Source organism: Saccharopolyspora soli (assembly GCF_022678645.1).
Classification (GTDB): domain Bacteria; phylum Actinomycetota; class Actinomycetes; order Mycobacteriales; family Pseudonocardiaceae; genus Saccharopolyspora; species Saccharopolyspora soli.
Genome location: NZ_JALBWV010000013.1, coordinates 122,303 through 145,190 on the forward strand (window position 1 = coordinate 122,303; position 22,888 = coordinate 145,190).

At 70.4% G+C, this 22,888-nt stretch carries 23 protein-coding genes; 14 read left to right on the plus strand and 9 right to left on the minus strand.

Features of this window, described 5'->3' with window-relative positions; genetic code table 11:
- Positions 1 to 57 precede the first annotated feature (57 nt).
- The 10 genes from pcaH to MOQ72_RS12620 all read left to right on the plus strand — a co-directional run bounded on the left by pcaH (position 58) and on the right by MOQ72_RS12620 (position 8,966).
- On the plus strand, positions 58 to 804 hold the full coding sequence (gene pcaH / locus MOQ72_RS12575) for a protocatechuate 3,4-dioxygenase subunit beta (RefSeq protein ID WP_242183295.1): 747 nt from the start codon (positions 58 to 60) through the stop codon (positions 802 to 804).
- Complete coding sequence (pcaG, locus tag MOQ72_RS12580; protein WP_242183297.1) at positions 804 to 1,376, plus strand: protocatechuate 3,4-dioxygenase subunit alpha; 573 nt, start codon at positions 804 to 806, stop codon at positions 1,374 to 1,376. The genes pcaH and pcaG overlap by 1 nt, the downstream gene beginning before the upstream one ends.
- A gap of 16 nt (positions 1,377 to 1,392) precedes the next feature.
- Entirely contained in the window at positions 1,393 to 2,706 is a 1,314-nt protein-coding gene (gene pcaB, locus MOQ72_RS12585) for a 3-carboxy-cis,cis-muconate cycloisomerase (RefSeq protein WP_242183299.1), read from the plus strand.
- Positions 2,703 to 3,464 (plus strand): 3-oxoadipate enol-lactonase, encoded by a 762-nt coding sequence (gene pcaD, locus MOQ72_RS12590; RefSeq protein WP_242183301.1) that lies wholly within the window; start codon positions 2,703 to 2,705, stop codon positions 3,462 to 3,464. Before pcaB ends, pcaD begins: the two co-directional genes overlap by 4 nt.
- Entirely contained in the window at positions 3,464 to 3,859 is a 396-nt protein-coding gene (gene pcaC, locus MOQ72_RS12595; RefSeq protein ID WP_242183303.1) for a 4-carboxymuconolactone decarboxylase, read from the plus strand. Before pcaD ends, pcaC begins: the two co-directional genes overlap by 1 nt.
- A 20-nt stretch (positions 3,860 to 3,879) precedes the next feature.
- Positions 3,880 to 4,692, plus strand: coding sequence for an IclR family transcriptional regulator (locus MOQ72_RS12600; protein ID WP_242183305.1), 813 nt, complete (start codon positions 3,880 to 3,882; stop codon positions 4,690 to 4,692).
- 135 nt (positions 4,693 to 4,827) lie between these two features.
- The gene (locus tag MOQ72_RS12605) at positions 4,828 to 5,562 is read left to right on the plus strand and encodes a (Fe-S)-binding protein (RefSeq protein ID WP_242183307.1); all 735 of its coding nucleotides are present in this window, start codon (positions 4,828 to 4,830) and stop codon (positions 5,560 to 5,562) included.
- Between the two features lie 17 nt (positions 5,563 to 5,579).
- Positions 5,580 to 7,004: a LutB/LldF family L-lactate oxidation iron-sulfur protein gene (locus MOQ72_RS12610; protein WP_242183385.1), complete on the plus strand. Its 1,425-nt coding sequence runs from the start codon at positions 5,580 to 5,582 to the stop codon at positions 7,002 to 7,004.
- The gene (locus MOQ72_RS12615) at positions 7,001 to 7,648 is read left to right on the plus strand and encodes a LutC/YkgG family protein (protein WP_242183309.1); all 648 of its coding nucleotides are present in this window, start codon (positions 7,001 to 7,003) and stop codon (positions 7,646 to 7,648) included. The genes MOQ72_RS12610 and MOQ72_RS12615 overlap by 4 nt, the downstream gene beginning before the upstream one ends.
- A 124-nt stretch (positions 7,649 to 7,772) precedes the next feature.
- The gene (locus tag MOQ72_RS12620; RefSeq protein WP_242183312.1) at positions 7,773 to 8,966 is read left to right on the plus strand and encodes an acyl-CoA dehydrogenase family protein; all 1,194 of its coding nucleotides are present in this window, start codon (positions 7,773 to 7,775) and stop codon (positions 8,964 to 8,966) included.
- Here MOQ72_RS12620 and MOQ72_RS12625 read toward each other — a convergent pair.
- Positions 8,950 to 9,996, minus strand: coding sequence for a DUF3616 domain-containing protein (locus MOQ72_RS12625; RefSeq protein ID WP_242183313.1), 1,047 nt, complete (start codon positions 9,994 to 9,996; stop codon positions 8,950 to 8,952). The genes MOQ72_RS12620 and MOQ72_RS12625 overlap by 17 nt on opposite strands.
- Positions 9,997 to 10,125: 129 nt before the next feature.
- On the opposite strand from MOQ72_RS12625, the gene MOQ72_RS12630 reads away from it, so the two are divergent.
- Positions 10,126 to 10,338, plus strand: coding sequence for a DUF8847 domain-containing protein (locus MOQ72_RS12630; RefSeq protein WP_242183315.1), 213 nt, complete (start codon positions 10,126 to 10,128; stop codon positions 10,336 to 10,338).
- Here MOQ72_RS12630 and MOQ72_RS12635 read toward each other — a convergent pair.
- From MOQ72_RS12635 to MOQ72_RS12645, 3 genes are read right to left on the minus strand one after another with little or no spacing between them, the layout of a single operon-like run.
- On the minus strand, positions 10,335 to 10,904 hold the full coding sequence (locus tag MOQ72_RS12635; protein WP_242183316.1) for a GNAT family N-acetyltransferase: 570 nt from the start codon (positions 10,902 to 10,904) through the stop codon (positions 10,335 to 10,337). The genes MOQ72_RS12630 and MOQ72_RS12635 overlap by 4 nt on opposite strands.
- Positions 10,894 to 12,372 (minus strand): APC family permease, encoded by a 1,479-nt coding sequence (locus MOQ72_RS12640; protein WP_242183318.1) that lies wholly within the window; start codon positions 12,370 to 12,372, stop codon positions 10,894 to 10,896. The genes MOQ72_RS12635 and MOQ72_RS12640 overlap by 11 nt, the downstream gene beginning before the upstream one ends.
- Before the next feature lie 24 nt (positions 12,373 to 12,396).
- Positions 12,397 to 13,095: a GPP34 family phosphoprotein gene (locus MOQ72_RS12645; RefSeq protein WP_242183320.1), complete on the minus strand. Its 699-nt coding sequence runs from the start codon at positions 13,093 to 13,095 to the stop codon at positions 12,397 to 12,399.
- 308 nt (positions 13,096 to 13,403) lie between these two features.
- Here MOQ72_RS12645 and MOQ72_RS12650 point away from each other — a divergent pair, with 308 nt between their 5' ends.
- A complete protein-coding gene (locus MOQ72_RS12650; protein ID WP_242183322.1) occupies positions 13,404 to 15,281 on the plus strand; it encodes an ABC transporter ATP-binding protein in 1,878 nt (625 codons plus the stop codon).
- A gap of 5 nt (positions 15,282 to 15,286) precedes the next feature.
- Here the strand turns inward: MOQ72_RS12650 and MOQ72_RS12655 are convergent, their stop codons facing one another.
- From MOQ72_RS12655 to MOQ72_RS12665, 3 genes are read right to left on the minus strand one after another with little or no spacing between them, the layout of a single operon-like run.
- Entirely contained in the window at positions 15,287 to 15,775 is a 489-nt protein-coding gene (locus tag MOQ72_RS12655) for a MarR family winged helix-turn-helix transcriptional regulator (protein WP_242183324.1), read from the minus strand.
- Positions 15,776 to 15,834: 59 nt separating this feature from the next.
- The gene (locus tag MOQ72_RS12660) at positions 15,835 to 16,665 is read right to left on the minus strand and encodes an NAD(P)-dependent oxidoreductase (protein ID WP_242183326.1); all 831 of its coding nucleotides are present in this window, start codon (positions 16,663 to 16,665) and stop codon (positions 15,835 to 15,837) included.
- On the minus strand, positions 16,662 to 17,999 hold the full coding sequence (locus MOQ72_RS12665; RefSeq protein ID WP_242183328.1) for an NsdA family TPR-like regulatory protein: 1,338 nt from the start codon (positions 17,997 to 17,999) through the stop codon (positions 16,662 to 16,664). Before MOQ72_RS12665 ends, MOQ72_RS12660 begins: the two co-directional genes overlap by 4 nt.
- A 190-nt stretch (positions 18,000 to 18,189) precedes the next feature.
- Here MOQ72_RS12665 and MOQ72_RS12670 point away from each other — a divergent pair, with 190 nt between their 5' ends.
- On the plus strand, positions 18,190 to 19,284 hold the full coding sequence (locus tag MOQ72_RS12670) for a glycosyl transferase family 9 (RefSeq protein WP_242183330.1): 1,095 nt from the start codon (positions 18,190 to 18,192) through the stop codon (positions 19,282 to 19,284).
- A gap of 1 nt (position 19,285) precedes the next feature.
- On the opposite strand, the gene MOQ72_RS12675 is transcribed toward MOQ72_RS12670, so the two are convergent.
- Positions 19,286 to 20,275, minus strand: a complete 990-nt coding sequence (locus tag MOQ72_RS12675; protein ID WP_242183332.1) for a PHP domain-containing protein — start codon at positions 20,273 to 20,275, stop codon at positions 19,286 to 19,288.
- 125 nt (positions 20,276 to 20,400) lie between these two features.
- Between MOQ72_RS12675 and MOQ72_RS12680 the strand changes: the two genes are divergently transcribed.
- Positions 20,401 to 21,471, plus strand: a complete 1,071-nt coding sequence (locus MOQ72_RS12680) for a tartrate dehydrogenase (RefSeq protein WP_308197872.1) — start codon at positions 20,401 to 20,403, stop codon at positions 21,469 to 21,471.
- A gap of 16 nt (positions 21,472 to 21,487) precedes the next feature.
- Here MOQ72_RS12680 and MOQ72_RS12685 read toward each other — a convergent pair whose 3' ends face one another.
- Entirely contained in the window at positions 21,488 to 22,825 is a 1,338-nt protein-coding gene (locus tag MOQ72_RS12685; RefSeq protein ID WP_242183334.1) for an amidase, read from the minus strand.
- Positions 22,826 to 22,888 lie beyond the last annotated feature (63 nt).

Sequence of the window (22,888 nt, forward strand, 5' to 3'; positions counted from 1 at the left end):
GGCCGAGTACTGGCAGTCGTCACACACGCCTGACAGCGTTGAGTACGAGGAGCCGCGATGACCACTGAACAAACCCGATCGCCCGCCGGGCTGGTGCTGCCCACCTACCCGCGCGACGACCAGTCCCACCCCGCGCTGGACACGCCCGCGTACGGCTCGTCCACGCTGCGCCATCCGAATCAGCCGCTGCAGTACCTGCCCCAGTACCTCACCGAGATCACCGGGCCACTGCTGGGCCAGGACCGCTGCGGTGAGCACGACCACGACCTGACCGTGCAGCATGACGGCGAGCCGCAGGGCGAGCGCATCATCGTCAGCGGCCGGGTGCTGGACTCCGGCGGCAAGCCGGTGCCCAACACCCTGGTCGAGGTCTGGCAGGCCAACGCCGCGGGCCGCTACCTGCACCAGGGCGACCGCCACCCCGCGCCGCTGGACCCGAACTTCTCCGGGACGGGCCGTTGCATGACCGACGCCGACGGCAACTACAAGTTCATCACCATCAAGCCCGGTGCCTACCCGTGGCGCAACCACGACAACGCCTGGCGCCCGGCGCACATCCACTTCTCGCTGTGCGGGCAGGCGTTCACCCAGCGCTTGATCACCCAGATGTACTTCCCCGGCGATCAGCTGTTCTACCAGGACCCGATCTTCAACTCGGTGCGCGACGAGAAGGCGCGGGAGCGGATGATCTCCCGCTTCGACCTGGACACGACCGTGCCGGAGTGGGCGCTGAGCTACAAGTTCGACATCGTGCTGCGCGGCCCGGAAGCTTCGGTGTTCGAAGACGAGGAGGACGACGACTGATGGCTGCCACCACTCCCCCGGCGACCACGCCGTCCCAGACGATCGGCCCGTTCTTCGCGCTGCCCGACGGCATGCTGTGGGAAGACGGCCCGGAGGTCGTCGCCACCGACCGCGCGGGCGCGTTCGTGCTGCACGGGACGCTCACCGACGGCAACGGGGACCCGGTCCCGGACGGGCTGGTCGAGATCTGGCAGGCCGACGAGCAGGGCCGCTTCGACCACCCGGACGACCCGCGCCCGGAATCCTCGTCGTGGCAGGGTTTCGGCCGGTGCCCGACCGACGCCGAGGGCCGGTTCTGGTTCCGCACCATCAAGCCGGGCCCGCTGCCCACTCCGAACGGGGCCACGGAGGCGCCGCACATCGACGTGACCGTGCTGGCCCGCGGCATGCTCAACCGGGTGGTCACGCGCATCTACTTCCCGGACGAGGAGAAGGCCAACGCCGCCGACCCGGTGCTGTCCGAAGTGGACTCGGCGCGGCGCGGCACGCTGCTGGCCACCGCGGACGAGCGCGGCTATCGCTTCGACATCCGATTGCAGGGCGATGGCGAAACCATCTTCTTCGCGGTTTAACGGCCTGTTCGGCCCGATGTTCAGCACGCCTGCGGCCACCGAGCGGACCAGCGCCGCAGCCTGGTTGCAGGCGATGCTGGACTTCGAGGCCGCATTGGCCGCCGCACAGGCCAAGGCCGGGGTCATCCCGGCCGAGGTCGCCGAGGAGATCGCCCGGCGCTGCCGGGCGGAGTTGTTCGACGCCGACTCGATCGCCGAGCGCGCGGTGTCGTCGGCGACTCCGGTGATCGCGCTGGTGCGCGACCTGACCGCGTTGGTGGACGCCGACGCGAAACCGCACGTGCACCGGGGCGCGACCACCCAGGACGTGGTCGACACCGCTGCGATGCTGGTGGTGCGTGATGTCCTGGCCCTGGTCATCGCGGACTTGCGGGCCGCGGCTGATGACTGCGCGCGACTGGCCGAGCAGCATCGGGGAACCGTGATGATCGCCCGCACGCTGCTGCAACAGGCGCTGCCCACGACGTTCGGATGTCGTTGCGCGGGCTGGCTGACCTCGCTCGACGAGGCCACCACCGCGCTCGGTCGGGTGCGCGACGAGCGGCTGGCCGTGCAGCTCGGCGGCCCTGCGGGCACGCTCGCCTCGCTCGGCGCCGAGGGCATCCGGGTGACCGAGTTGCTCGCCGCCGAACTGGGTTTGGCCGAACCCGTGGTGCCCTGGCACACCGACCGCACCCGCATCGCCGAGTTGGCTGGCGCGCTGGGCACCGCTGCTGGGGTGCTCGGCAAGATCGCGTTGGACGTCGAGCTGCACGCGCAGACCGAGGTCGGCGAGCTCTCCGAAGGCAAGGCGGGTGGCTCATCGGCCCTGCCGCACAAGCGGAATCCAGCGGGCGCGGTGCTGATCAGCGCCGCCGCCAACCGGGTGCCGGGTCTGGTGGCCACCCTGCTGTCGGCGATGCCGCAGGAGTACGAACGCGCCGCAGGTGCCTGGCAGTCCGAGTGGGAACCGCTGACCGAACTGCTGCGCCTGGTCGCCGCAGCAGCCGCGGGAACCCGCCAACTGCTGGCCGGACTGCACGTGCACACCGAGCAGATGGCCGCCAACCTCGACCTCACCCGAGGACTGGTGATGGCCGAAAGCGCCGCGGGCCCGCTGATGAACACCCTCGGTCGAACCGACGCGCAGGACCTGGTCTCCCGGCTGTGCCGCAGCGCGGTGCAGGAGGGCACGACGCTGCGCGCGGAACTGCTGGCTGATCCGCGGGTGCGGGAGGTGCTTTCGGAGGCCGAGGTCGTCGCGGCCACCGAACCCGCCGACTACCTGGGCTCCGCGCCCGCCTTCATCGACCGCGCCCTGGCCGCACACGCCGAATTGGAGAACCGTTGAACGTCAACTACGAGCTGAGTGGGCCGGACGGTGCCCCGGTCGTGGTGCTGTCCAACTCGATCGGCACCGACCTGACGTTGTGGGACGAGCAGGTGCCCGCCCTGGCGCAGGAGTTCCAGGTGCTGCGCTACGACCAGCGCGGGCACGGCAGCACGGCTGCCGGACCCGGCCCCTACACGCTCAAGCAGCTCAGCGGCGACGTGCTCGCACTGCTGGACAACCTCGGCATCCGCAAGGCGCACTTCGCCGGGGTGTCGCTGGGCGGCATGACCGGCATGTGGCTGGCCGAGCATGCGCCGGAGCGCATCGACCGGCTCGCGCTGATCTGCACCTCCGCCGAGCTGGGCCCGCCGTCGAACTGGCGGGAGCGCGCCGCCTTGGTTCGCGAGAAGGGCACCCGGGCGATGGTCGAGCCGTCACTACCGAGGTGGTTCACCGCCGAGCTGGCCGGACGCGCGGACATCGTCGAGAAGTTCGGCGGCATGCTCGCAGCGGCCGACGACGAAGGCTACGCGGGTTGCTGCGAGGCGATCGCCAGCATGGACCTGCTGCCCAAGCTCGCCGAGATCACCGCGCCGACGCTGGTCATCGCCGGTGCCGAGGACCCGGCCACGCCCCCGGAGCACGCCGAGCGGATCGCCGCGTCCGTCGCGGGCGCGCGCGTGGAGGTGCTGTCCCCGGCCGCGCACCTGGCCAACGCCGAGCAACCCGAGGCGGTCAACCGGCTGCTGCTGGACCACTTCACGAGGAGCCTTTGATGTCCGACCGCCTCGATGACGCCACCCGGCACGCCCAGGGCATGCGGGTGCGCCGACAGGTCCTCAGCGATGAGCACGTGGACCGCGCCAACGCCAAGATCACCCCGTTCACCGAGGGATTCCAGGACTTCATCACCCGCTACGCGTGGGGCGAGGTGTGGACCGGCGACGGGGTCGACCGGCAGACCCGCAGCATGCTCACGCTGGCGATACTGGCGGCGGTGGGCTGCGAGGACGAGTTCGCGATGCACGTGAAGGCGGCCCGCCGCAACGGGGTGCCGCCGGAGCAGATCCGCGAGGTGTTGATGCACGTCGCGGTCTACGCCGGAGTGCCCCGAGCCAACAGCGCCTTCGCGATCGCCAATACGATCCTGGGCGAAGAACGACCAGACTAAGACCCCAGCAGGAGAACGCCATGGAGCCCGTTTCCGACCCGAGCGGCGGCTACGTCCAGTCGCTGGCGCGCGGGCTCCTGGTGATCCGCGCGTTCAACGAGTCCAACCCGGAGATGACCCTCTCCGAAGTCGCCCGCGCCACCGACCTGTCGCGCGCGGCGGCCCGCCGGTTCCTGCACACCCTGGTGCACCTCGGTTACGTGTGGACCGACGGGCGGGTGTTCGCGTTGACCCCGCGCGTCCTGGAGCTGGGTTTCGCCTACCTGTCCAGCGTTTCGCTGCCGGAGATCGCCCAGCCGCACCTGGAGCGGTTGGCGGCCGAGGTGCACGAGTCGGCGTCGGTGTCGGTGCTCGACGGTCCGGACATCGTCTACGTGGCGCGGGTGCCCACCACGCGGATCATGACGGTGTCGATCAACATCGGCACCCGCTTCCCCGCCTACGCCACCTCGATGGGCCGGGTCCTGCTCGCGGACCTCCCAGCGGCCGAACTGGACGACTGCCTGTCCGGGATGGATCTCCAGCCGCTGGGCCCGCACACCATCACGACCACGGCGGGCCTCAAGCGCGAGCTGGCCCGCATCCGGGAACAGGGCTGGGCCCTGGTGGACCAGGAACTGGAAGCTGGCCTGCGTTCCATCGCCACCCCGATCCGGGACCGCTCGAACCGGGTGGTCGCCGCGGTCAACATCTCCTCGCACGCCTCCCGCACCAGCCTGGCGGACGCCCGCGACAAGCTCCTGCCGCCCCTGCTGGAGACCGCGGCCCGCATCGGCGCCGACCTCCGCGTCGCACCCAACTCGCGAGCCCTCCGGGGTGAGGGGCACCTGTGACCAAGTAACTGGGTCACGGGTGCCCCTCACCCATTCACCCATCCGTGCGAAGGTTGGGAAAGAATGATCGAGCGGCGGAGCTGACGGGTAGCAGCGAAGATCTCGGTGGAGGTCGGACGGAGAGGTGATGCGCGCATGAGGGTGGCATTGTTCGCGACCTGCCTCGGGGACACGCTGTTCCCGGCGGCACCCCAGGCGACGGTGCGAGTGCTGGAGCGGCTCGGCTGCGAGGTCGAGTTCCCCACCGCGCAAACCTGCTGCGGGCAGATGCACACCAACACCGGCTACCGCAGGCAGGCGCTCTCCTCGGTGCGGACCTTCGTGGACGCCTTCGCCGACTACGACGCCGTGGTCGCCCCGTCCGGCTCCTGCGTGGCGTCGGTGCGCCACCAGCACGCGATGGTCGCCGCCGGTGACAAGCGGCTCAGCGGCGCCGTCGCGCAGCTCGCACCGCTGGTCCACGAGCTGTCCGAATTCCTGGTGGACGTGCTCGGGGTGACGGATGTCGGCGCCTACTTCCCGCACCGGGTCACCTACCACCCGACCTGCCACTCCGCCCGGCTGCTGCGGGTCGGCGACAAACCGCTGCGGCTGCTGCGCGCGGTGCGCTCGCTGGACCTCGTCGAGCTACCTGCGGCCGACCAGTGCTGTGGATTCGGCGGCACCTTCGCGTTGAAGAACCCGGACGTGTCGGTGGCGATGGGCGCCGACAAGGCGCGTCACGTCCGCGAGACCGATGCGGAGGTGCTCTGCGCTGGGGACAGCTCGTGCCTGATGCACATCGGCGGCCTGCTGTCCCGGCAGCGTTCCGGGATCCGGGTGATGCACCTCGCCGAAATCCTCGCCGCCGTGGAAGGAGCGGACAAGTGACCGGCACCTACCTGGGCATGCCCGCCTTCCCAGTGGCGGCGAAGCGGGAGCTGGGCAACGCGCAGCTGCGGCACAACCTGGCCAACGCGACCTCGACGATCCGGCAGAAGCGCGCCGCTGTCGTCGGCGAACTCGACGACTGGGCGCAGTTGCGCGAGGCCGGTGCCGCGATCAAGGCGCACACGCTGTCCAATCTGGACACCTACCTGGAGCAGTTCGAAGCCGCGGCCACCGCGGCTGGTGCGACGGTGCACTGGGCGCGGGACGCCGAGGAGGCCAACCGGATCGTCGTCGACCTGGTGCGGGCCACCGGTGAGCGCGAGGTGGTCAAGGTCAAGTCGATGGCCACCCAGGAGATCGAGCTCAACGAGGCCCTCGAAGCCGCCGGGATCGACGCCTGGGAGACCGACCTGGCCGAGTTGATCGTCCAACTCGGACACGATTCGCCCAGCCACATCCTGGTGCCCGCGATCCACCGCAACCGCGCGGAGATCCGGGAGATCTTCCGCCGCGAGATGGGCAAGGTCGGCACGCCCGCGCCCGACGACCTCACCGACGAGCCCGCCCGGTTGGCCGAGGCCGCGCGGCGGCACCTGCGGGAGAAGTTCCTGCGCGCCAAGGTCGCCGTCTCCGGCGCGAACTTCGCGGTCGCCGAGACCGGCACGCTACTGGTCGCCGAATCCGAGGGCAACGGCCGGATGTGCCTGACGCTGCCGGAAACGCTGATCAGCGTGGTCGGCATCGAGAAGCTGGTGCCGCGCTGGCAGGACCTGGAGGTCTTCCTGCAACTGCTGCCGCGTTCCAGCACCGGCGAGCGGATGAACCCCTACAACTCCACCTGGACGGGCGTCGCCCCCGGTGACGGGCCGCAGACGTGCCACGTGGTGCTGCTGGACAACGGCCGCACCAATGCGCTGGCCGACGAGATCGGGCGCCAAGCGCTGCGCTGCATCCGCTGCTCGGCCTGCCTGAACGTGTGCCCGGTGTACGAACGCACCGGCGGCCACGCCTACGGCTCGGTGTATCCGGGGCCGATCGGCGCGGTGCTGACCCCGCAACTGCGCGGCACTACGTCCGAAGTGGACAAATCGCTGCCGTACGCGTCGTCGTTGTGCGGCGCCTGCTACGACGTTTGCCCGGTGGCGATCGACATCCCGGATCTGCTGGTGCACCTGCGAACCCGCGTGGTCGAGGAGCACGGCTGGCGGTCCAAGCCGCTGGACGCGCTGATGGGCTTGGCGTCCTGGGTGTTCGGGGACGCGAAACGACTGGCCGCCGCGCAGCGGGTGGCGGCGCTCAGCCGCCGGGTCATCGGCCGGAAGGGCACCATCGGCCGACTCCCACCGCCGTTGTCCCGCTGGACCGACGCCCGCGACGCGCCTGCGCCAGCCGAGGAATCCTTCCGCGCCTGGTGGGAACGCACCCGAGGGGGTAATTCGTGACGAGCGAAGCGAATTCGGCGCGCGAGGCGGTGCTGGGCCGGGTCCGATCGGCGCTGCGCCGGGCCGACCGGCTGCCCCCGGCGAGCATCCCGCGCGAATACCGCACCGAACGCCCGACGGCGGATCTGGTCGGCCTGTTCTGCGAGCGGGTCGCCGACTACCGGGCCACAGTGGACCGCCTCGCCCCCGCCGACCTGCCCGCCGCGATCGTGGCCGCCGCACGCCGAGTCGGCGCTCACCGCGTGCTCACCCCCACCGGAGTACCACAACGGTGGTGCGATGCGTTGCGCGAAGAGTTCGAGCAGGTCGACGACGCCGACATCGACACCGCGGGGCTGGACCGCGTCGACGCGGTGGTCACCACGGCCGTGGTGGGCATCGCCTCGACGGGCACCATCGTGCTCGACCACGGCCCTGGCCAGGGGCGCCGGGCCAGCACGCTGGTGCCGGACGTGCACATCTGCGTCATCGAGGAATCCCAGGTCGCCGACGACGTCCCGGCGGCGCTGCACCGACTCGACCCGACGAGGCCGATGACCTTCATCAGCGGACCGTCGGCCACCAGTGACATCGAACTAAACCGGGTCGAAGGCGTCCACGGCCCCCGCACCCTGCACGTCCTGGTCACCCCGAGCTCGACCTGACCGCGCAATTCCGCGCGGAGTGCCGAAACCTCCGCGAAATGCGCTCGCCGCCGACCAGCTGACACGGCTAAGTTCCGGTCCGGGCACACTGATCACGGGGTCGGTGGAGCTGAAGGAGTCGATCATGGGGACCGACGGGTCGTCGTTCGGGCCGCGGGGAGATGTCGTTGAGCGCGCGGCGGCGTTGCGACCGCTGTTGGAGCGGCATCGCGCCGAGGGCGAACAGGAACGGCGGCTCGCCGACGAGGCGATCGCCGCGCTCGACGAAGCCGGGCTGTTCCGGGCGTGGGTGCCGCGCCGGTTCGGCGGCTCGGAGTACGACCTGCGCACCGTTATGGACGCCACCGTCGAGATCACCCGGGGCGACGCCTCCGCTGGCTGGCTGGTGGTGATCCTCGGTTGCGGGGATTGGCTCACCGGCCTGTTTCCCGATGCGGCCCAGGAAGAAGTCTTCGGCACCGACGCCAACACCAAGGTGTGCCAGGTGCTCACCCCGAAGACCGCCGCCCGGCGCGTCGAGGGCGGCTGGCAGGTCAGCGGCAACTGGGCACCGGCTTCCGGCTGCCTGCACTCGGACTGGGCCATGCTCGGCATGTCGTTGCCCGAGCACGGCGGCAACCCGGCGGGCGCCGCTTTCGGCCTGGTCCCGATGAGCGAACTGCGCGTCAAGGACACCTGGTTCACCCTCGGGATGCGCGCGACCGGCAGCAACCTGCTGATCGGTGAGAACGTGTTCGTCCCGGACCACCGCGTGCTGCACCGAACTCCCGCGACCCGAGGCGTGTTCCCGCGCGAGCGCAACGCCACGCCGCGCTACCGCAGCGCGCTGATCCCGACGTTGGCGACCTTCCTGATCGCCCCGTTGCTCGGCATGGCCGAGGAAGCACTCGACCACGTGGTGTCGCAGTCCGGTCATCGGGGAATCGCCTTCACCAGCTACGAACGCCAGCGCGACGCCACCTCGTTCCAGCTGGCCGTGGCCGAAGCCTCGATGAAGATCGACGTCGCGCGGCTGATCGCGCACCGGTCGGCAGCCGTGGTGGACGGCCACGCGCTGTCCGAGACGCACCCCGACTACCTCGAACGCGCCCGGCTGCGGCAGCACGCCAGCTACGCGATCCAGCAGTGCCGCGAAGCCGTCGACGTGCTCGTCTCCGCCTACGGCGCGAGCGCGATGTCCGAATCCGACCCGCTGCAGTCCATCCTGCGCGACATCCAAACGGCCAGCCGACACGCGATCGCGCACCCGGCCAGCAACGCGGAACTTTTCGGCCGCGGCCTTCTGGGCATCGAACCCAACATCACCGAGATGATCTGAGCGCTACCACGTCGGCGAGCACCACGCCGGGTTCCGGGAGGCGGCGCTGCGCTGGGCTGTCGTAGACCACCAGGAGTTCTCCGGAGGGCAGCAGGGCGATGCCTTCGGCGTGGTCGTCGCCTTCGCCGTAGGGCAGGTCGAGCTCGCGGTGCAACTCCTCGCGGTGCACCACATCCGGGGCCTGGATGCGGGCCGCGCCCGCCCAGCGGTAGATCCGCACCGGCCCGTCCAGGTCCATCGACGGTCCGGCCAGGATCAGCAGGTCCTCGCCCTGCGCGCACAGATCGCGGATGCCCAGGCCGTCCAGGTCCAGGAAGTGCTTGGCGTAGCGTTCGCCGTCGGCGAACTTGGTCAGCCGCAGTTCGTCGTCGTCTTCGCGGGGCGCCACCTGCAGCACGACCGCCCAGCCGCGCAGGACCGGCCCGCGCAGTCCGAGGAACACCCGTTCCGCACCGGGTTCCCCGTGCACCGCGATGCCCTCGATGTCCAATCCGTTGTCCTTGCCCGGAATCGCCAGGAACGGCGCCAGGTGCTCGTCGTCGTCGAGCAGGTCGATCAGGCCGGGCCCGCCGAGCGCGGCGCTGCGCCCGCCTTCCGGCGTGGTGCCCGCCGGGACGTCGTCGGCCAGCGCGATGCGCGCCAGCACTCGACGACTCGGTTCGGCGCTGACCGAAGCCAGCCGCTTGGCCGCCTTGGCGTCGGACTGCCCCGCCTTGATCTTCTTGCGCTTGCTGCTGTGCGAACCGACCACCCACAGGTACGGTCCGTTGCGCGAAATGCCTTCTATGTCGACTTCTTCGTCCGCCTCACCGGGTAGCGGCACGACATCGACCAGGGGGAAACTGACGTGCTCGCGATATTCGGTCGGCCGGTCGGCGGTGTCGCAGGTCAGCCGTTCCACAGTGGCGGTCTCGTCACCGGCGATCCACAGGTGCTCGCCGTCGGTGCGCACCGCGGAGAGGTTGACATGCGTCTCGGCGGCGACCGCACCGGCTTCGAAGCACAACCGCACCGTGCGTTCGACGTTCATCCGTTGTTTCTACCAGTACCGTCCACCCTGGTCAGCAAGGCGGGCCACACGATCCAGTGACAGCTGGAACCGAGTCCGCGGCACCCTGGTCGAAACGGTGTCGTTCTCGATCAAGGGAGGGAGTTTCGCGTGGCAGACATCCGGGTTCGGCTGCGAGGTGGGCCGGAGGACGGCCATGAGGTGACCGTGTCCGCGGACGCGTCGGGGAAACCGATCCCGCGCATCACGCTGCCCGCCCGAGCGCGAAACGCACAGGCCGTGCCACCCCTGCTGATCTACGAGCGAGGTGCCAAAGGATCCGACGGCACCTGGGAATTCAACTTCGTCGGCGCGGAAACCTAGGCGCCGGGGTCGCGCCACATCGGGTAGAGGTCGGGGCCGTTGTGCGGGAGGGTGATCGGGGCGCCCAGGTCGCGGAAGCCCAGTCGCTGGTAGAGCTTCCGGCTGCGCGCGCTGCTGGCCTCCAGGTAGCTCGGCAGTCCGTCGGCGTCCCAGCGCCCCAGGGTTTCGCCCAGTTCGCGGGTGCCGATTCCGGTGCCCTGCACCGTCGGGTCGACACCGATCAGCGCGAGGTATTGGTGCGGCTCGTGCGGATGTCGTTCGGTGCTGAGGCTGCCGAAGGCGTGGAAGCGGTCCACTCGTGGGCCAGCCAGTTCGAGCAGCCGCTCGGTGGCGAGGTCGTCGAGCATGGCCGGGGGTCCGGTGCGCCCCGGCAGCCAGACCTGCACCGCCGACTCATCGGGACCGGTGATCACCTGGCCAACCGTCTCGGCGTGCGCGAGGACCATCGTGAACCACTCGCGGTACACGTGGTGCCGGTGCGATCGTTCCGGTAGCAACCACTGGGCGAACGCGTCGTCCCGGAACGCCCGCAGCAGGGTGCGCAGCCTCGCGTCCTCAGTGGACATCCGCGGTCTCCTGCTCCAGCTGCACCGTGCTGGCGCGGGCGCCCATCCCGATCCGCGCGTACGCCATCGGGCGGAACCGCTTCAACGCCAATCCCCAGATCGCGCCGAACAGCAGCACCACCAAGAAGGCCAACGGCAGCGCCCACGCCGCCGGGTCGCCCTCGGCGACCCCGAGCACTGTGCCGAAGGACGCCACCGTCAGGAACAGCACCACACCCAGCACCAGCGCCGCCACCGCTGGTGCGACCGCCGTCCGCCAACGGCTGTGCCCGTGGTCGCGCACGCGCACGAAGTAACCGACGACGGCCAGCGAGGTCAGCAGCACCAGCGTCAGCACGCCGAGCGCACCGACCGAGGCGCCCCAGAAGAACAGGTACGTGATCGGGTCCAGACCGGTCACCGCCACCAGCGCCACCACGGCGACCGCGACGAACGTGCTGGTCAGCGAACCCGCTGTGGGGGCCGAGGTACGCGGGCTGGTGGTCGCCCACCAGGGCAGGCCGACGCCCTCCCGCCCCATCGCGAAGAAGTACCTGGCGCAGACGTGGTGGAACGACAGCGTGGCGGCGAACAGGCTCGTGACGTACAACGCCGAACCGATGGACACCAGCGCCCCCGGCAACCGCTGCGCGGCGAGCACGAAGAGCAGTTCCGTGGAGTGCGTTTCGGCCTGCACCACGATGTTGTCCGGGCCGGTGGCCACCGTCATCGCCCAGGTGGACAACGAGTACAGCCCGCCGATGACGGCCAGCGAGATGTAGGTCGCGTAGATCACCGTGCGCGGGTTCTTCGCCTCTTCGGCCAGCACCGTGGAGTTCTCGAACCCGATGAACCCGGTGAAGGCGATCACCAGGATCACCCCCGCCGCACCGGTCATCAGCTGGGCCGGGTTGAGCGTGTCGAGCACCACCCCGGCATCCGATGGCGCCGACACGAACGCCGCGTCGAAGACCAGGATGACGGCGACCTCGGCGAGCAGCAGCACGCCCAGCACTCGGCCGTTGACGTCGATCCGCAGCACGCCGAGCACCGCGATCATCGCCAGTCCGACCAGGGCGAGCGCCCACCACGGCACCGAGACCCCGCTGACCTGCCGGACGAAGTCGGCCGCGCCGACGCCGAAACCGCCGACCAGGCTGACGAGGATGAGCAGGTAGGACACCAGGGCCACGCCACCGGCGGCCGTCCCGGCGACCCGGCCCAGCCCCTTGGCGATGTAGGCGTAGAACGCCCCGGCGTTCTCGACGTGCTGGGACATCGTGACGTAGCCGATCGCGAACAGCCCCAGGACCAGCGCGATCGCCAGGTAGCCCAGCGGAATCCCGGTGACCCCGGACACCGCGAACCCGCTGACCGCACCGCCGCCCACCACCGTTTCCGGGGCAGCGGCGGCGACGGTGAAGAACACGATCGTTGTCACGCCCAACCGGGCACGGGCTAAGGCGGCGGACACTTTGGACGGTGGCAACGGTGCGCTCCTTGTCGAATCGGTTCAGTGCCTCGGTGTGATCGCGGATTGGCCGCGCGCGGCGGCGACCTCGCTGACCAACGTCCGCAGCGGGCCGGGAATGCGCGGTTCCCAGGACTCCATCCGGTACTCGCCCTGCCGCGCGACGTGCTTGGGCAGCCGCAGCTGGCGCAGCACACCGGTCTCGCGCGCCAGCAGCGCGAAGGTGATCTCGGCGAGCCGGGCCGGGACGGTGATCATGCCGCTGCCAGTGGCCGTGTCCGCGCTGGTGAACAACGTCTCCAAGTCGGCTTCCGGTGCGCTCGCGGTGCTTTCGGCGAACCGCCACGCCGCCGCGGTGCCGCCGCGCCAGCCCGCCGACACCGGAACCTCCTGCAACACGTCGGTGATGGTCAACCGGGCGCGCACCTTCTCGGCGGCCGTCTGCCCGAGGTATTCCAACCAGGTCCGCAGGTCGTGCCCGGTCTCCAGGCGGATCTCCCGGAGGATGACCCAGGACAGGAAGTCCGGGCAACGCCCCTTGCCAGCGGGCCGGACGCTGGGCGTCACCGTGATCTCCTCTTCCAGGATCAGTTCCGCCAGCAGTCCCCCGGCGCAGCCCAACGCCACCAGTGCGCTGTCCACCCTGCTCGACAGGCGCTGCTCCCCGGTGTGCGCGGCGAGGAAGAACAGATCCGCCACGCGCAGCGGGATGCGCGCGGCCTCCTGCCCGGAAACCGTCAACGGCCACCCCCGGCCGAAGTGCGGATCAACACGCGGTCGCTCCTGTCCGCCGCAGCACCGTACCTGCCAAAACGGCCCCCGAGTTCGGACCGTGCCCGAGACAGCGCACAGAGTAACGCACCGGCGGTCCGGTTCAAGATCGCGCGGTGGCGCGGCACCGATCGGAAACGGCGCCGTGGCTAAATCGTTGCAGTGCCCGGTGGCGGGCCGTGGAATCGAGTCCCGTCCCGCGGCGTTGACTTCGACCTAACACGAAGTTCGAAGATGAACTGGACTGTTCCACCACCCGCTCGAAGGGGACTGCGACCATGACGGTGAGCTGGGAGACGATGCGCTCCTTCGCCAGTGACAAATCCGTGACCCAGCAGCGCCTCTCCCCCGGCCTGGCGCGGCGGATCCTGCGCTACGCCCGGCCCTACACCCGCGACATCGTCCCGTTCCTGGTGCTGGTGGCTGCCGCGGCGGTGCTGGGCATCATCAACCCGCTGCTGTTCAAAGCGATCATCGACGACGGCATCGTGCCGCGGAACATGTCCGTGGTGGTGTGGCTGTCGGTCGCGGTGGCCGGTGTCGCGTTGCTCGAAGCGGTGCTGTCGCTCTTGCAGCGCTGGTACTCCGCCCGGCTCGGTGAAGGGCTGATCTACGACCTGCGCTCGGAGGTCTTCGACCACGTGCAGCGGATGCCGGTGGCGTTCTTCGTGCGGGCGCAGACCGGTGCGCTGGTCAGCAGGCTCAACAACGACGTCATCGGCGCGCAGCGGGCGCTGACCAGCACCCTGTCGTCGGTGGTGTCCAACGTGCTGAGCCTGGTGCTGGTGCTGGCCACCATGTTCACCCTGTCCTGGCAGATCACCCTGATCGCGCTGGCGCTGCTGCCGCTGTTCCTGCTGCCGGTGCGCTGGATCGGGCGGCGGTTGCAGCGGGTCACCCGCGAGCAGATGAAATTGGACGCCGAGCTGAGTTCGCTGATGACTGAGCGCTTCGGCGTCGCCGGGGCCATGTTGGCCAAGCTCTACGGCCGCGCCGACGAGGAGTCCGAGCGGTTCTCCCGGCGGGCCGAGCGGGTGCGCGACATGGGCGTGGTGTCGGCGATGTACAGCCGGGTGTTCTTCGTCGCGCTGACGCTGCTGGCGGCGCTGGCCACCGCGGTGGTCTACGGGCTCGGCGGTAGCTTGGTGCTGGCCGGGGCCTTCCAGCTCGGCACGCTGGTGGCGTTGGCGACGCTGCTCAGCCGCCTGTACGGACCGCTGACCGCGCTGTCCAATGTGCACGTCGACGTGATGACCGCGCTGGTCAGCTTCGACCGGGTCTTCGAGGTGCTGGACCTGCGGCCGATGATCCAGGAGAAGCCGGACGCGAAGCCGCTGCCCGCCGGGGCGGCCGACGTCGAGTTCGACGCAGTGTCGTTCCGCTACCCGGCGTCCAGCGAGGTTTCGCTGGCCTCGCTGGAGTCGGTGGCCAGGAAGGACAACGCGCCCGCGCACGACGTGCTGCACGACGTCTCGTTCCACGTCGCGCCGGGCCAGACGATCGCGCTGGTCGGCCACTCCGGCGCGGGCAAGACGACCATCACGAATCTCGCCGGGCGGCTCTACGACGCCGATTCCGGGGCGGTGCGCATCGGCGGCGTGGACGTCCGCGACGTGTCGCTGGCCTCGCTTTACGCGACGGTCGGCGTGGTCACCCAGGACGCGCACCTGTTCCACGACTCGATCCGCGCGAACCTCACGTTCGCCCGGCCCGACGCCACCGACGAGGAACTGATCGACGCGCTGCGCACCGCGCAGCTCGGCCACCTCGTCGCGGAGCTACCCGACGGGTTGGACACCGTGGTCGGCGACCGCGGCTACCGGCTCTCCGGCGGCGAGAAGCAGCGACTGGCGATCGCGCGACTGCTGCTGAAGGCGCCGCCGATCGTCGTGCTGGACGAGGCGACCGCGCACCTGGACTCGGAGTCCGAAGCGGCCGTGCAGGAAGCGCTGCAGACGGCCCTGTCGGGACGTACCGCGCTGGTCATCGCGCACCGGCTGTCCACCATCCGCGAGGCGGACCGGATCCTGGTCATCTCCGACGGGCGCATCGCCGAGGAAGGCACGCACCGCCAACTGCTGGCCCGCAACGGCCGCTACGCCGAGCTCTACCGAACCCAGTTCGCGCAGCAGAGCGACACCGAAGAGGCCGCCTGAGCCGATCAATCCCTAGGCGGGGCGGTGGTTAGGGTTCCGGTCGGGTCCAGGTGCGCCAGCATGGCGGCGCAGAGTTCGTCGAGCTGGCGCACCTGGTCCGGGGAGAGCCCGTCGAAGATCAACGAGCGCACCTTGGCCACGTGTCCGGGCGCGGCGGCGACGAGCTTTTCGTAACCGGTGTCGGTGAGTTCCGCGATGTTGCCGCGACCATCGCTGCACGCCCGGTGCCGATGCACCCAGCCTTGTTGCTCCAAGCGGGAGACCACGTGCGACACGCGGGACGGCGACGCGTTGGCGCGGGCCGCGAGGTCGCTCATCCGCAGGGCGCGCTCGGGGTGCTCGGACAACATCGCCAGCACCCAGTAGCCGAAGTGGGTCAGCCCCGAGTCCCGTTGCAGCTGCGCGTCCAGCGCGGCCGGAACGACGGTCATCAGCGCGGCGAACTTCCGCCAGGCGCACTGCTGCTCGTCGGTCAGCCATCGCGAATCGGTCATCCGACCAGCATACGCCACTTACTTGAAGGCTCACATACCTCGTTCCGGCGCCCGCTCGGTCAGCGGCGGAGATCCTTCAGCACGGTGTCCGTCGAGACGTCGTAGTCGCCGCGGTGCACGTCCCAGCGCGCGAGCACGGTCGCAGCCGCCTCGGCCAGCTCCGGCGGCAACCCCGCGTCGGAGAGCGTCTGCGCGATCTCACGCATCTCCAGCCCCCAGCGCCACGCGCGCGCCGCGACGCTGGGCAGGTAGTCGCGTTGCGCCAGGATCCGCCCCGGCATCCGATCGGCCTCGGCCAACAGCGCCTCGGAGACGCCGTGCGCATCGGCCAGCGAATGCGCGACCGCGGCCAGCACTCGCGCCGCCTTCTGGTACGAGGCGAAAGCCATCTTGAGCGCGCTGGCCTGTCCGTGCTCGGTGCCGAGCAGGACCGGCTCGACGCGGGTGCCCGACACCAGTTCGGCGACCACGTCCCGGTGCGCGGCCGGACCGGACAGGTGCAACCGGGTCCCGGTGCGGTGCCCGCTTGGCGGCGGCCCGATGATCGAGCCGTCCACCACCGGCATCGGATCGAGGTGCGCGACGATCCGGTGCAGCGTCGCCGGATTGACCGCGTTGGCGTCCGCGAAAACGCCACCGAAACCGAGCCCGGCAACGCGACGGGCGAGCTCTTCGGCCGCCGCAGGCGGGCAGATCGACAGCACTACGTCGCAACGTTCGAGCAGTTCGCGCAGCTCGTCGACCGGCGTCAACCCGGCCTGCTCGGCGCGCATTCGGGTCGCCTCGCTGCGCCCTTCGGTGCACCACAGCACGTCGTGGCCGTTGCGGCGGATCTCGGCGCCGACGGCGGCGCCCATCCGGCCGGGGTGCAGCAGGCCGACCGTCCTCATCGGACACCCTCGGGCAACGCGGGCACGGCAGGTGCCGCGCAGAAAGCACCGATCTGATCGCGCAGATCGGTCGCCAGCGCGGCCGTCTGGAACCGCGGCCGTTGCAGGGCGCCGGTCAACTGGCCCAGTCTCCGGACCACGCTGTCGGTACGGCGTCGGCTCGCCACCGACAGCACCTCGCCGATCTCCTCGGCGGCCCCTTCGAGGTTCTCCTGTCCCAGCCGGGCGACCGCGACGTCCAGCCGGGCCAGGCAGAGCTCGCCGATCCGCCGCTGCTCCGGCGGATCCTGCCGGTAGAGCTCGACCGCCTCGCTCGCGGCGCGTTCGGCCCGCCCCAGGTTCGCCGGATCACCCAGCCACAGCCGGGCAGTGGCCCCGTACCAGGTCTGCTTGGCGACCGGGAACTCCATCAGGCCACCGGGCAGGTCCACGCCGGTGACCTCCTCGCGCGCCCGCTCGGCGCGGGCGAGCGCCTCCTCGCTGGCGCGCGCGTCCCGCAGCCGCGCATGCGCGCGGGCCTCGATCGCCGCCAGCCGCACCCGCGCGGTGCCCGACTCCGGCACGTAGCGCCAACCGTCCGCGGCCAGCTCGACCGCGTCCCGGCAGCGGTCGTCCCAGTAGGCGATCACGCTCTGGGTGCCCCGGATCCACGAGCGCAACGCGTCGTTGCCCGCCAACTCCGCGCACAGGAACGCGGTGCGGGCCTGCGTTTCCGCGGCGGCGAGCTGGCCGAGGTCGAACGAGGCGTTGGCCAGCGCACCGCACACCACGCCGGTGATCAGGTACAGCTCGCTGGCCTCCGCCGGACGCTGCCGCCCCTCCAACGCGTCGAAGGCGCGGTCGCGCAGTTCCCGCAGCTCCACGAACAGCGGGAACACCGGGCGGTTGGGGTAGGTGGTGACGATCCGGGCCACGTCCGCGCGGAACTGCTCCAGCGTGTGCGGCCCGACGTTGCTCTGCTCTGCGAACTGCCCGAACCGGGCGGATTCCGCCGCCGCCATGGCAACCTCGCTCTCGATCGAAGTGTCCACTTCGTCCTGCCGGTCGGGGCCGCTGGCCTGCCGCCGCGCCGGCACGTCGCGGCGCGGCGGCCCGAACAGCTCTTCAGCGGTCTCGCCGAACATGTGCTCCAGGACCCGGCAGGTGGCCGGATGCGGCAACCCGCCGATCTGCCCGGACATCCAGCGGCTCACCTGGCGCACCGAAACCACCGTGGATTCGCCCAATTCCCTGGACGCACGCCGGAAGTCGTCGCAGAATTCCCGGAGGGTCCGCCGCGATTGCCGGATCACCTGCTCCAACCGGGTTCGGGCCACGGGCTGCGCGCCGACCACGTTCTGCCCCTTCCACCAGGGCGTCCATCGCCTTCGGTTGTCGGCAACTATAAGAAGTAACAGGCATATTCCACAGAGATGTCCGGGAAATGTCGGACAAACGCAACGAGATGTCGCCGCCATGGCGCCCGCCAGCACAGCACACTGCGTAATCACGTCGAATTCGATCGTCGAACAGGTGGAGGTGGTGGTGTCAGTGCCAGTCCAGCAGGACCTGATCCAGTGGCACGTGGCGGATGTCCGGTGTCATCCGGGCGGGCGGATGCTCGTCCCGATCGAGCAGGCCCCGTTCGGACGCGTCCTGCCCTATCGGCGCTCCGCCGGGGAGGGTCCACCGCCGGGCTGCGCGCCGCTGGTGCGCGATCGCGGTTGGATCGCCGATCTCGGGCAGCGCGGGTTGAGCGAACTGCTGCTCGGGCTCTCGTCGGTGACCGCGCTGCTGGAGACCACGCCGAGCGCGCCACTGCACTACAGCGGGCCGGAAGCGCAGTTGATGCAACGATGTTCGCTACCGGTCGAGTCGAGCACGCAGACCTGGGGGCCGCACGTGATTCGCACGCCGACGCGTTCCCCGGTTCGATTCCGAATCGATCCAGGCGAACCACCGGCCTGGCTGGACCGGGTCGAGGACCAACTGGTCGACGTGCACGCGTCGTTGCCGATGCGGCATTACCTCGCCCTGGAGCAGAGCCTCGGCGTGCGGCTGGCCGTCGATGCCGCCCCGGTGCCCCGGTTCCCCTCGGAGCAGCCCGTCGAACCCGGCCACGTGGTGCTCGTGACGGTGCCCGGTTGGCCCCGGCACCTGGACTTCCAGTTGACCGAATTCGCCGCGGTGGCAACCGAACTGCTGGCTCGCGGCGGCGTGCCCTGGCGGTTCACCGTCGTCGCCGCCCGCAACACCGCACTGCCGACGGCGTTCGACGGGCTGCCGGTCGAGGTCTGGCACGAGCCGGGCGCGGCGAACTGCATCGACCTGTTCGCCTCCGCGGAACTGGTGCTCGGCACGGACACCGGGCTGACCCAGCTCGCCGCGCTCACCAGCCGGGCCGACGGCAGCGCACCGCAGGTGATCGGGTTGTACTCCCGGCACGCGCACACGAAGTGGATCACCGGCCTGCCGCACCAGCACGCGGTCGCCACCCGGTTCGCCCAGATGCTGGCACTGGCCGACCGCAACGCGGAGCCGTCGGAGCTGACCAACGCGACCTGGGGCGCGGCGGCCGACATGCGGGGTGTCCCGGCCGCGCTGGTCGCCGATTTCGCCGCGCAGCAGGCCGGGTGGTGAGTCATCGCTGGCCCAGCAGGTCCTCGGCGGTCCGGGTGTTGAGCACGCGGTCGGCGGGCACCTCGCACTCCTCGGCCCGCGCGCATCCGTAGGACAACCAGTCGAGCTGGCCGGGCGCGTGCGCATCGGAATCGATGCTGAACAGGCAGCCGGTGTCGCGGGCCAACCGGATCAGCTCGCGCGGCGGGTCCAGCCGGTCCGGGCGCGAGTTGATCTCGACCGCGACACCGTTGTCCCGGCAGTCCTCGAACACCGCCACGGCATCGAAGGTCGACTGCGGGCGCTTCTTCTCGCCGATCAGGCGGCCGGTGCAGTGCCCGAGCACGTCGACGTGCGGATTCGCCACCGCCGCGCGCATCCGCCGGGTCATGGCCGGTGCCGCCATCCGCAGCTCGGAATGCGCGCTGGCGACCACGATGTCCAGCTCGGCCAGCAGTTCCTCGTCCTGGTCCAGTGCGCCGTCCGGCATGATGTCGACCTCGATGCCGGTGAGGATGCGAAACGGCGCGAGCTTCCGGTTCAGTTCGGCGACGACATCCAACTGCTGGCGCAGCCGTTCGGCCGACAGCCCGCGAGCCACGGTCAGCCGGGGCGAGTGATCGGTGAGCACCATCCACTCGTGCCCCAGGTCGCGGGCCGCGTTGGCCATCTCGGCTATCGGGCTGCCGCCGTCAGACCAGTCAGAATGCGTGTGGCAGTCTCCCCGCAGCGCCGCGCGCAACCGCCGCCCGTGCTCGGGAACGTCCACTTCGGACCGCAGGCGCGCCAGGTACTCGGGCGTCTCGCCGCGGTGCGCCGCCTCGATGACGGCGGCGGTGGTCTTGCCGATGCCCTCCAGCTCGGTCAACCGCCCCGACGGCGCCCGGTCCGCCAGATCCGGGAGGTCGTCGACGACCGCGGCGGCGCGCCGGAACGCCCGCACCCGGTAGGTCGGCGCGCTGGCCCGCTCCAGCCAGAACGCGATTTCGCGCAGTGCCCGTGCCGCATCCACGCCGTCCTTCGTAACCGCTGCCCGCCGGTTCCGCCACCGGCGGTTTCGCGCCCAGGGGTTGGCGGGGAGCTGGGATGCAGCGTTAGATGGCTGTCAGGAAACCGCTTTTGTGTGTGAGGTGAAGTGTGCTGCAGTACGAACTGGCGGTGCTGCCCGGCGACGGGATCGGCAACGAGGTCATGCCGGAAGCGTTGCGCGTGCTCGAAGTGGTCAGCGCGAAGTACGGCGTGCGGTTCAGCTACCGGCATTTCGACTGGAGTTGCCAGACCTACCAGAGCACCGGGCAGATGATGCCCGACGACGGCCTCGACCGGTTGCGCGACCACGATGCGATCCTGCTCGGCGCGGTCGGCTGGCCCGGTGTGCCCGACCACATCTCGCTGTGGGGTCTGCTGCTGCCGATCCGGCGCGCGTTCGACCAGTACGTCAACCTGCGGCCGGTGCGGCTGCTGCCCGGCGTGACGCCGCCGGTGCGCGACAAGCAGCCGGGCGACATCGACTTCTGGGTGGTCCGGGAGAACACCGAGGGCGAGTACTCGCAGCTGGGCGGTAGGCAGGCCGAGGGCACCGCGAACGAGATGGTGCTGCAGACCGCCGCGTTCACCCGGCGCGGCACCGACCGCATCATGCGCTACGCCTTCGAACTGGCCCGCAAGCTCGGCAAGCCGCACGTCACCTCGGCGACCAAGTCCAACGGCATCTACTACTCGATGCCGTACTGGGACGAGCGGTTCGCGGCCATCTCCGCCGAGTACCCGGACGTCACCGTCGACCAGGACCACATCGACATCCTGTGCGCCCGGTTCGTGATGATGCCGGAGCGCTTCGACGTGGTGGTCGCCAGCAACCTCTTCGGCGACATCCTCTCCGACCTGGGGCCGGGCGTGACCGGCACGATCGGTGTGGCGCCGTCGGGCAACATCAATCCGGAGCGCAACTACCCGTCGACGTTCGAGCCGGTGCACGGCTCGGCGCCGGACATCGCTGGGCGGGGCATCGCCAACCCGATCGGCCAGATCTGGTCGGCGGCGATGATGCTCGATCACGTCGGCCTGCCGGAGGCCGGGGCCGACGTGGTCCGCGCCATCGAGAAGGTGCTCGCCGACAGCACCGCGCCGCGCACCCCGGACCTCGGCGGCAAGGCCAACACCGAAGACCTCGGCAAGGCCATCGCCGCCGCCGTGCAGGACGGCTGACCCGCCGGTATCCGCGCTAACCGCCGATCCGGGCGGCGACGGCCAGCAGCAGGTCTTCCCGGCCCGGTCGGCTCACCAGTTGGACGCCGACCGGGAGGCCGTCGATGGCGCCAGCCGGGACCGACACCGCCGGGACACCGGCGATGTTCCACGGCTTGGTCAGCGACAGCAGGGCACCCCGCACGTTCGACTCGGTGCCGTCGACGTCGATCTCGCGCTGGCCGATCTCGGGCGCGACCACGCAGGTCGTGGGCAGCGCCAGCAGGTCGACGCGGCAGAACAGCTCGTTGACCTCGGCGCGCCACTGATCGCGAGCGGTCAGTGACCGGACGTGCTGCCAGCCGGTGGTTCGCGCGGCCTCCTGTAAGCGCTGCAGGACATCAGGGGTGAACAGGTGCGGGTTCTGCGCCACTCGCTCCGCGTGGATCGCGTACGCCTCGCTGAACTGGATGCCCGCGAACGCCTTGTGCATGACGACCGGATCGCGCAGTTCGACGTCCTGCACCGCGAGGCCCTCGACGTCCACTGCCGCGCGTGCGATCCGCTCGACCTCGGGGTCGGTCGGGTGCAGGGTGCCCGGCGAGATCCAGCCGATGCTCGCGGTCTGGCCGTCGTCCCGGCTGGGCGCGCTGCGCAGCCCGGCCAGCACCCGGTAGCTGACCCGGCAGTCCTCCGGGGTCCCGGCCAGCACACCGACGTGGTCCAACGACTGCGACAGCGGGAACACCCCGGTGGTCGGGATCGCGTTGAAGGTCGGTTTGAAGCCCACCACCCCGCACAGCGCCGCCGGGATCCGCACCGAGCCGCCGGTGTCGGTGCCCAGTGCCAGCGGCACCATTCCGGCCGCGACCGCGGCCCCGCTGCCAGCGCTGGACCCGCCGGTGACCCTGCTGGTGTCGTGCGGGTTGCGGGACGGCCCGTTGTGCGCGCTGTCGCCGGTGGGTCCGAAAGCGAACTCGTGCGTGCTGGTCTTGCCGACCAGCACCGCGCCAGCGTCGCGCAGCCGCCGCACGCATTCGGCGTCCGATGTGGACATGTGCTCGGCGAAGTGCGCGGAACCCATCGTGGTCGGCAGCCCGGCGACGTCGATGATGTCCTTGATTGCCACCGGAATCCCGTGCAGTGGCCCCCAGTCCGCACCTTCGCCCAGTTCGGCGTCGGCCTTTTCGGCTGCTTCCAACGCGCCTTCGCGATCCACGGTCACGAAGGCGTTCAGCGCACCGTCGAGTTCGTCGATCGACGCCAACGCACCGCGGGCCAGTTCGACCGCGGTCACCTCACCGGCGCGCAGCTGCCCGGCGAGCTCGATGATCGTGCGATTGCGGAAAAACCCGGCTGGGCCTTGCTGGGTCAACGTAGGTGCCCCCTTCTCCCGGCGATCGCCGCTGAGCGGCGCCCGACGACGGATCATCCTGCG

Excerpts from the sequence above, each read along its gene's own strand:
- pcaH (WP_242183295.1), top strand. The coding sequence starts at position 58 with ATGACCACTGAACAAACCCGATCGCCCGCCGGGCTGGTGCTGCCCACC.
- MOQ72_RS12625 (WP_242183313.1), bottom strand. The coding sequence starts at position 9,996 with ATGAACGTCGAACGCACGGTGCGGTTGTGCTTCGAAGCCGGTGCGGTC.
- MOQ72_RS12635 (WP_242183316.1), bottom strand. The coding sequence starts at position 10,904 with ATGTCCACTGAGGACGCGAGGCTGCGCACCCTGCTGCGGGCGTTCCGG.
- MOQ72_RS12605 (WP_242183307.1), top strand. The coding sequence starts at position 4,828 with ATGAGGGTGGCATTGTTCGCGACCTGCCTCGGGGACACGCTGTTCCCG.
- MOQ72_RS12600 (WP_242183305.1), top strand. The coding sequence starts at position 3,880 with ATGGAGCCCGTTTCCGACCCGAGCGGCGGCTACGTCCAGTCGCTGGCG.
- MOQ72_RS12660 (WP_242183326.1), bottom strand. The coding sequence starts at position 16,665 with ATGAGGACGGTCGGCCTGCTGCACCCCGGCCGGATGGGCGCCGCCGTC.
- MOQ72_RS12655 (WP_242183324.1), bottom strand. The coding sequence starts at position 15,775 with ATGACCGATTCGCGATGGCTGACCGACGAGCAGCAGTGCGCCTGGCGG.
- MOQ72_RS12650 (WP_242183322.1), top strand. The coding sequence starts at position 13,404 with ATGACGGTGAGCTGGGAGACGATGCGCTCCTTCGCCAGTGACAAATCC.
- pcaB (WP_242183299.1), top strand. The coding sequence starts at position 1,393 with ATGTTCAGCACGCCTGCGGCCACCGAGCGGACCAGCGCCGCAGCCTGG.
- MOQ72_RS12610 (WP_242183385.1), top strand. The coding sequence starts at position 5,580 with ATGCCCGCCTTCCCAGTGGCGGCGAAGCGGGAGCTGGGCAACGCGCAG.
- MOQ72_RS12620 (WP_242183312.1), top strand. The coding sequence starts at position 7,773 with ATGGGGACCGACGGGTCGTCGTTCGGGCCGCGGGGAGATGTCGTTGAG.
- pcaG (WP_242183297.1), top strand. The coding sequence starts at position 804 with ATGGCTGCCACCACTCCCCCGGCGACCACGCCGTCCCAGACGATCGGC.
- pcaC (WP_242183303.1), top strand. The coding sequence starts at position 3,464 with ATGTCCGACCGCCTCGATGACGCCACCCGGCACGCCCAGGGCATGCGG.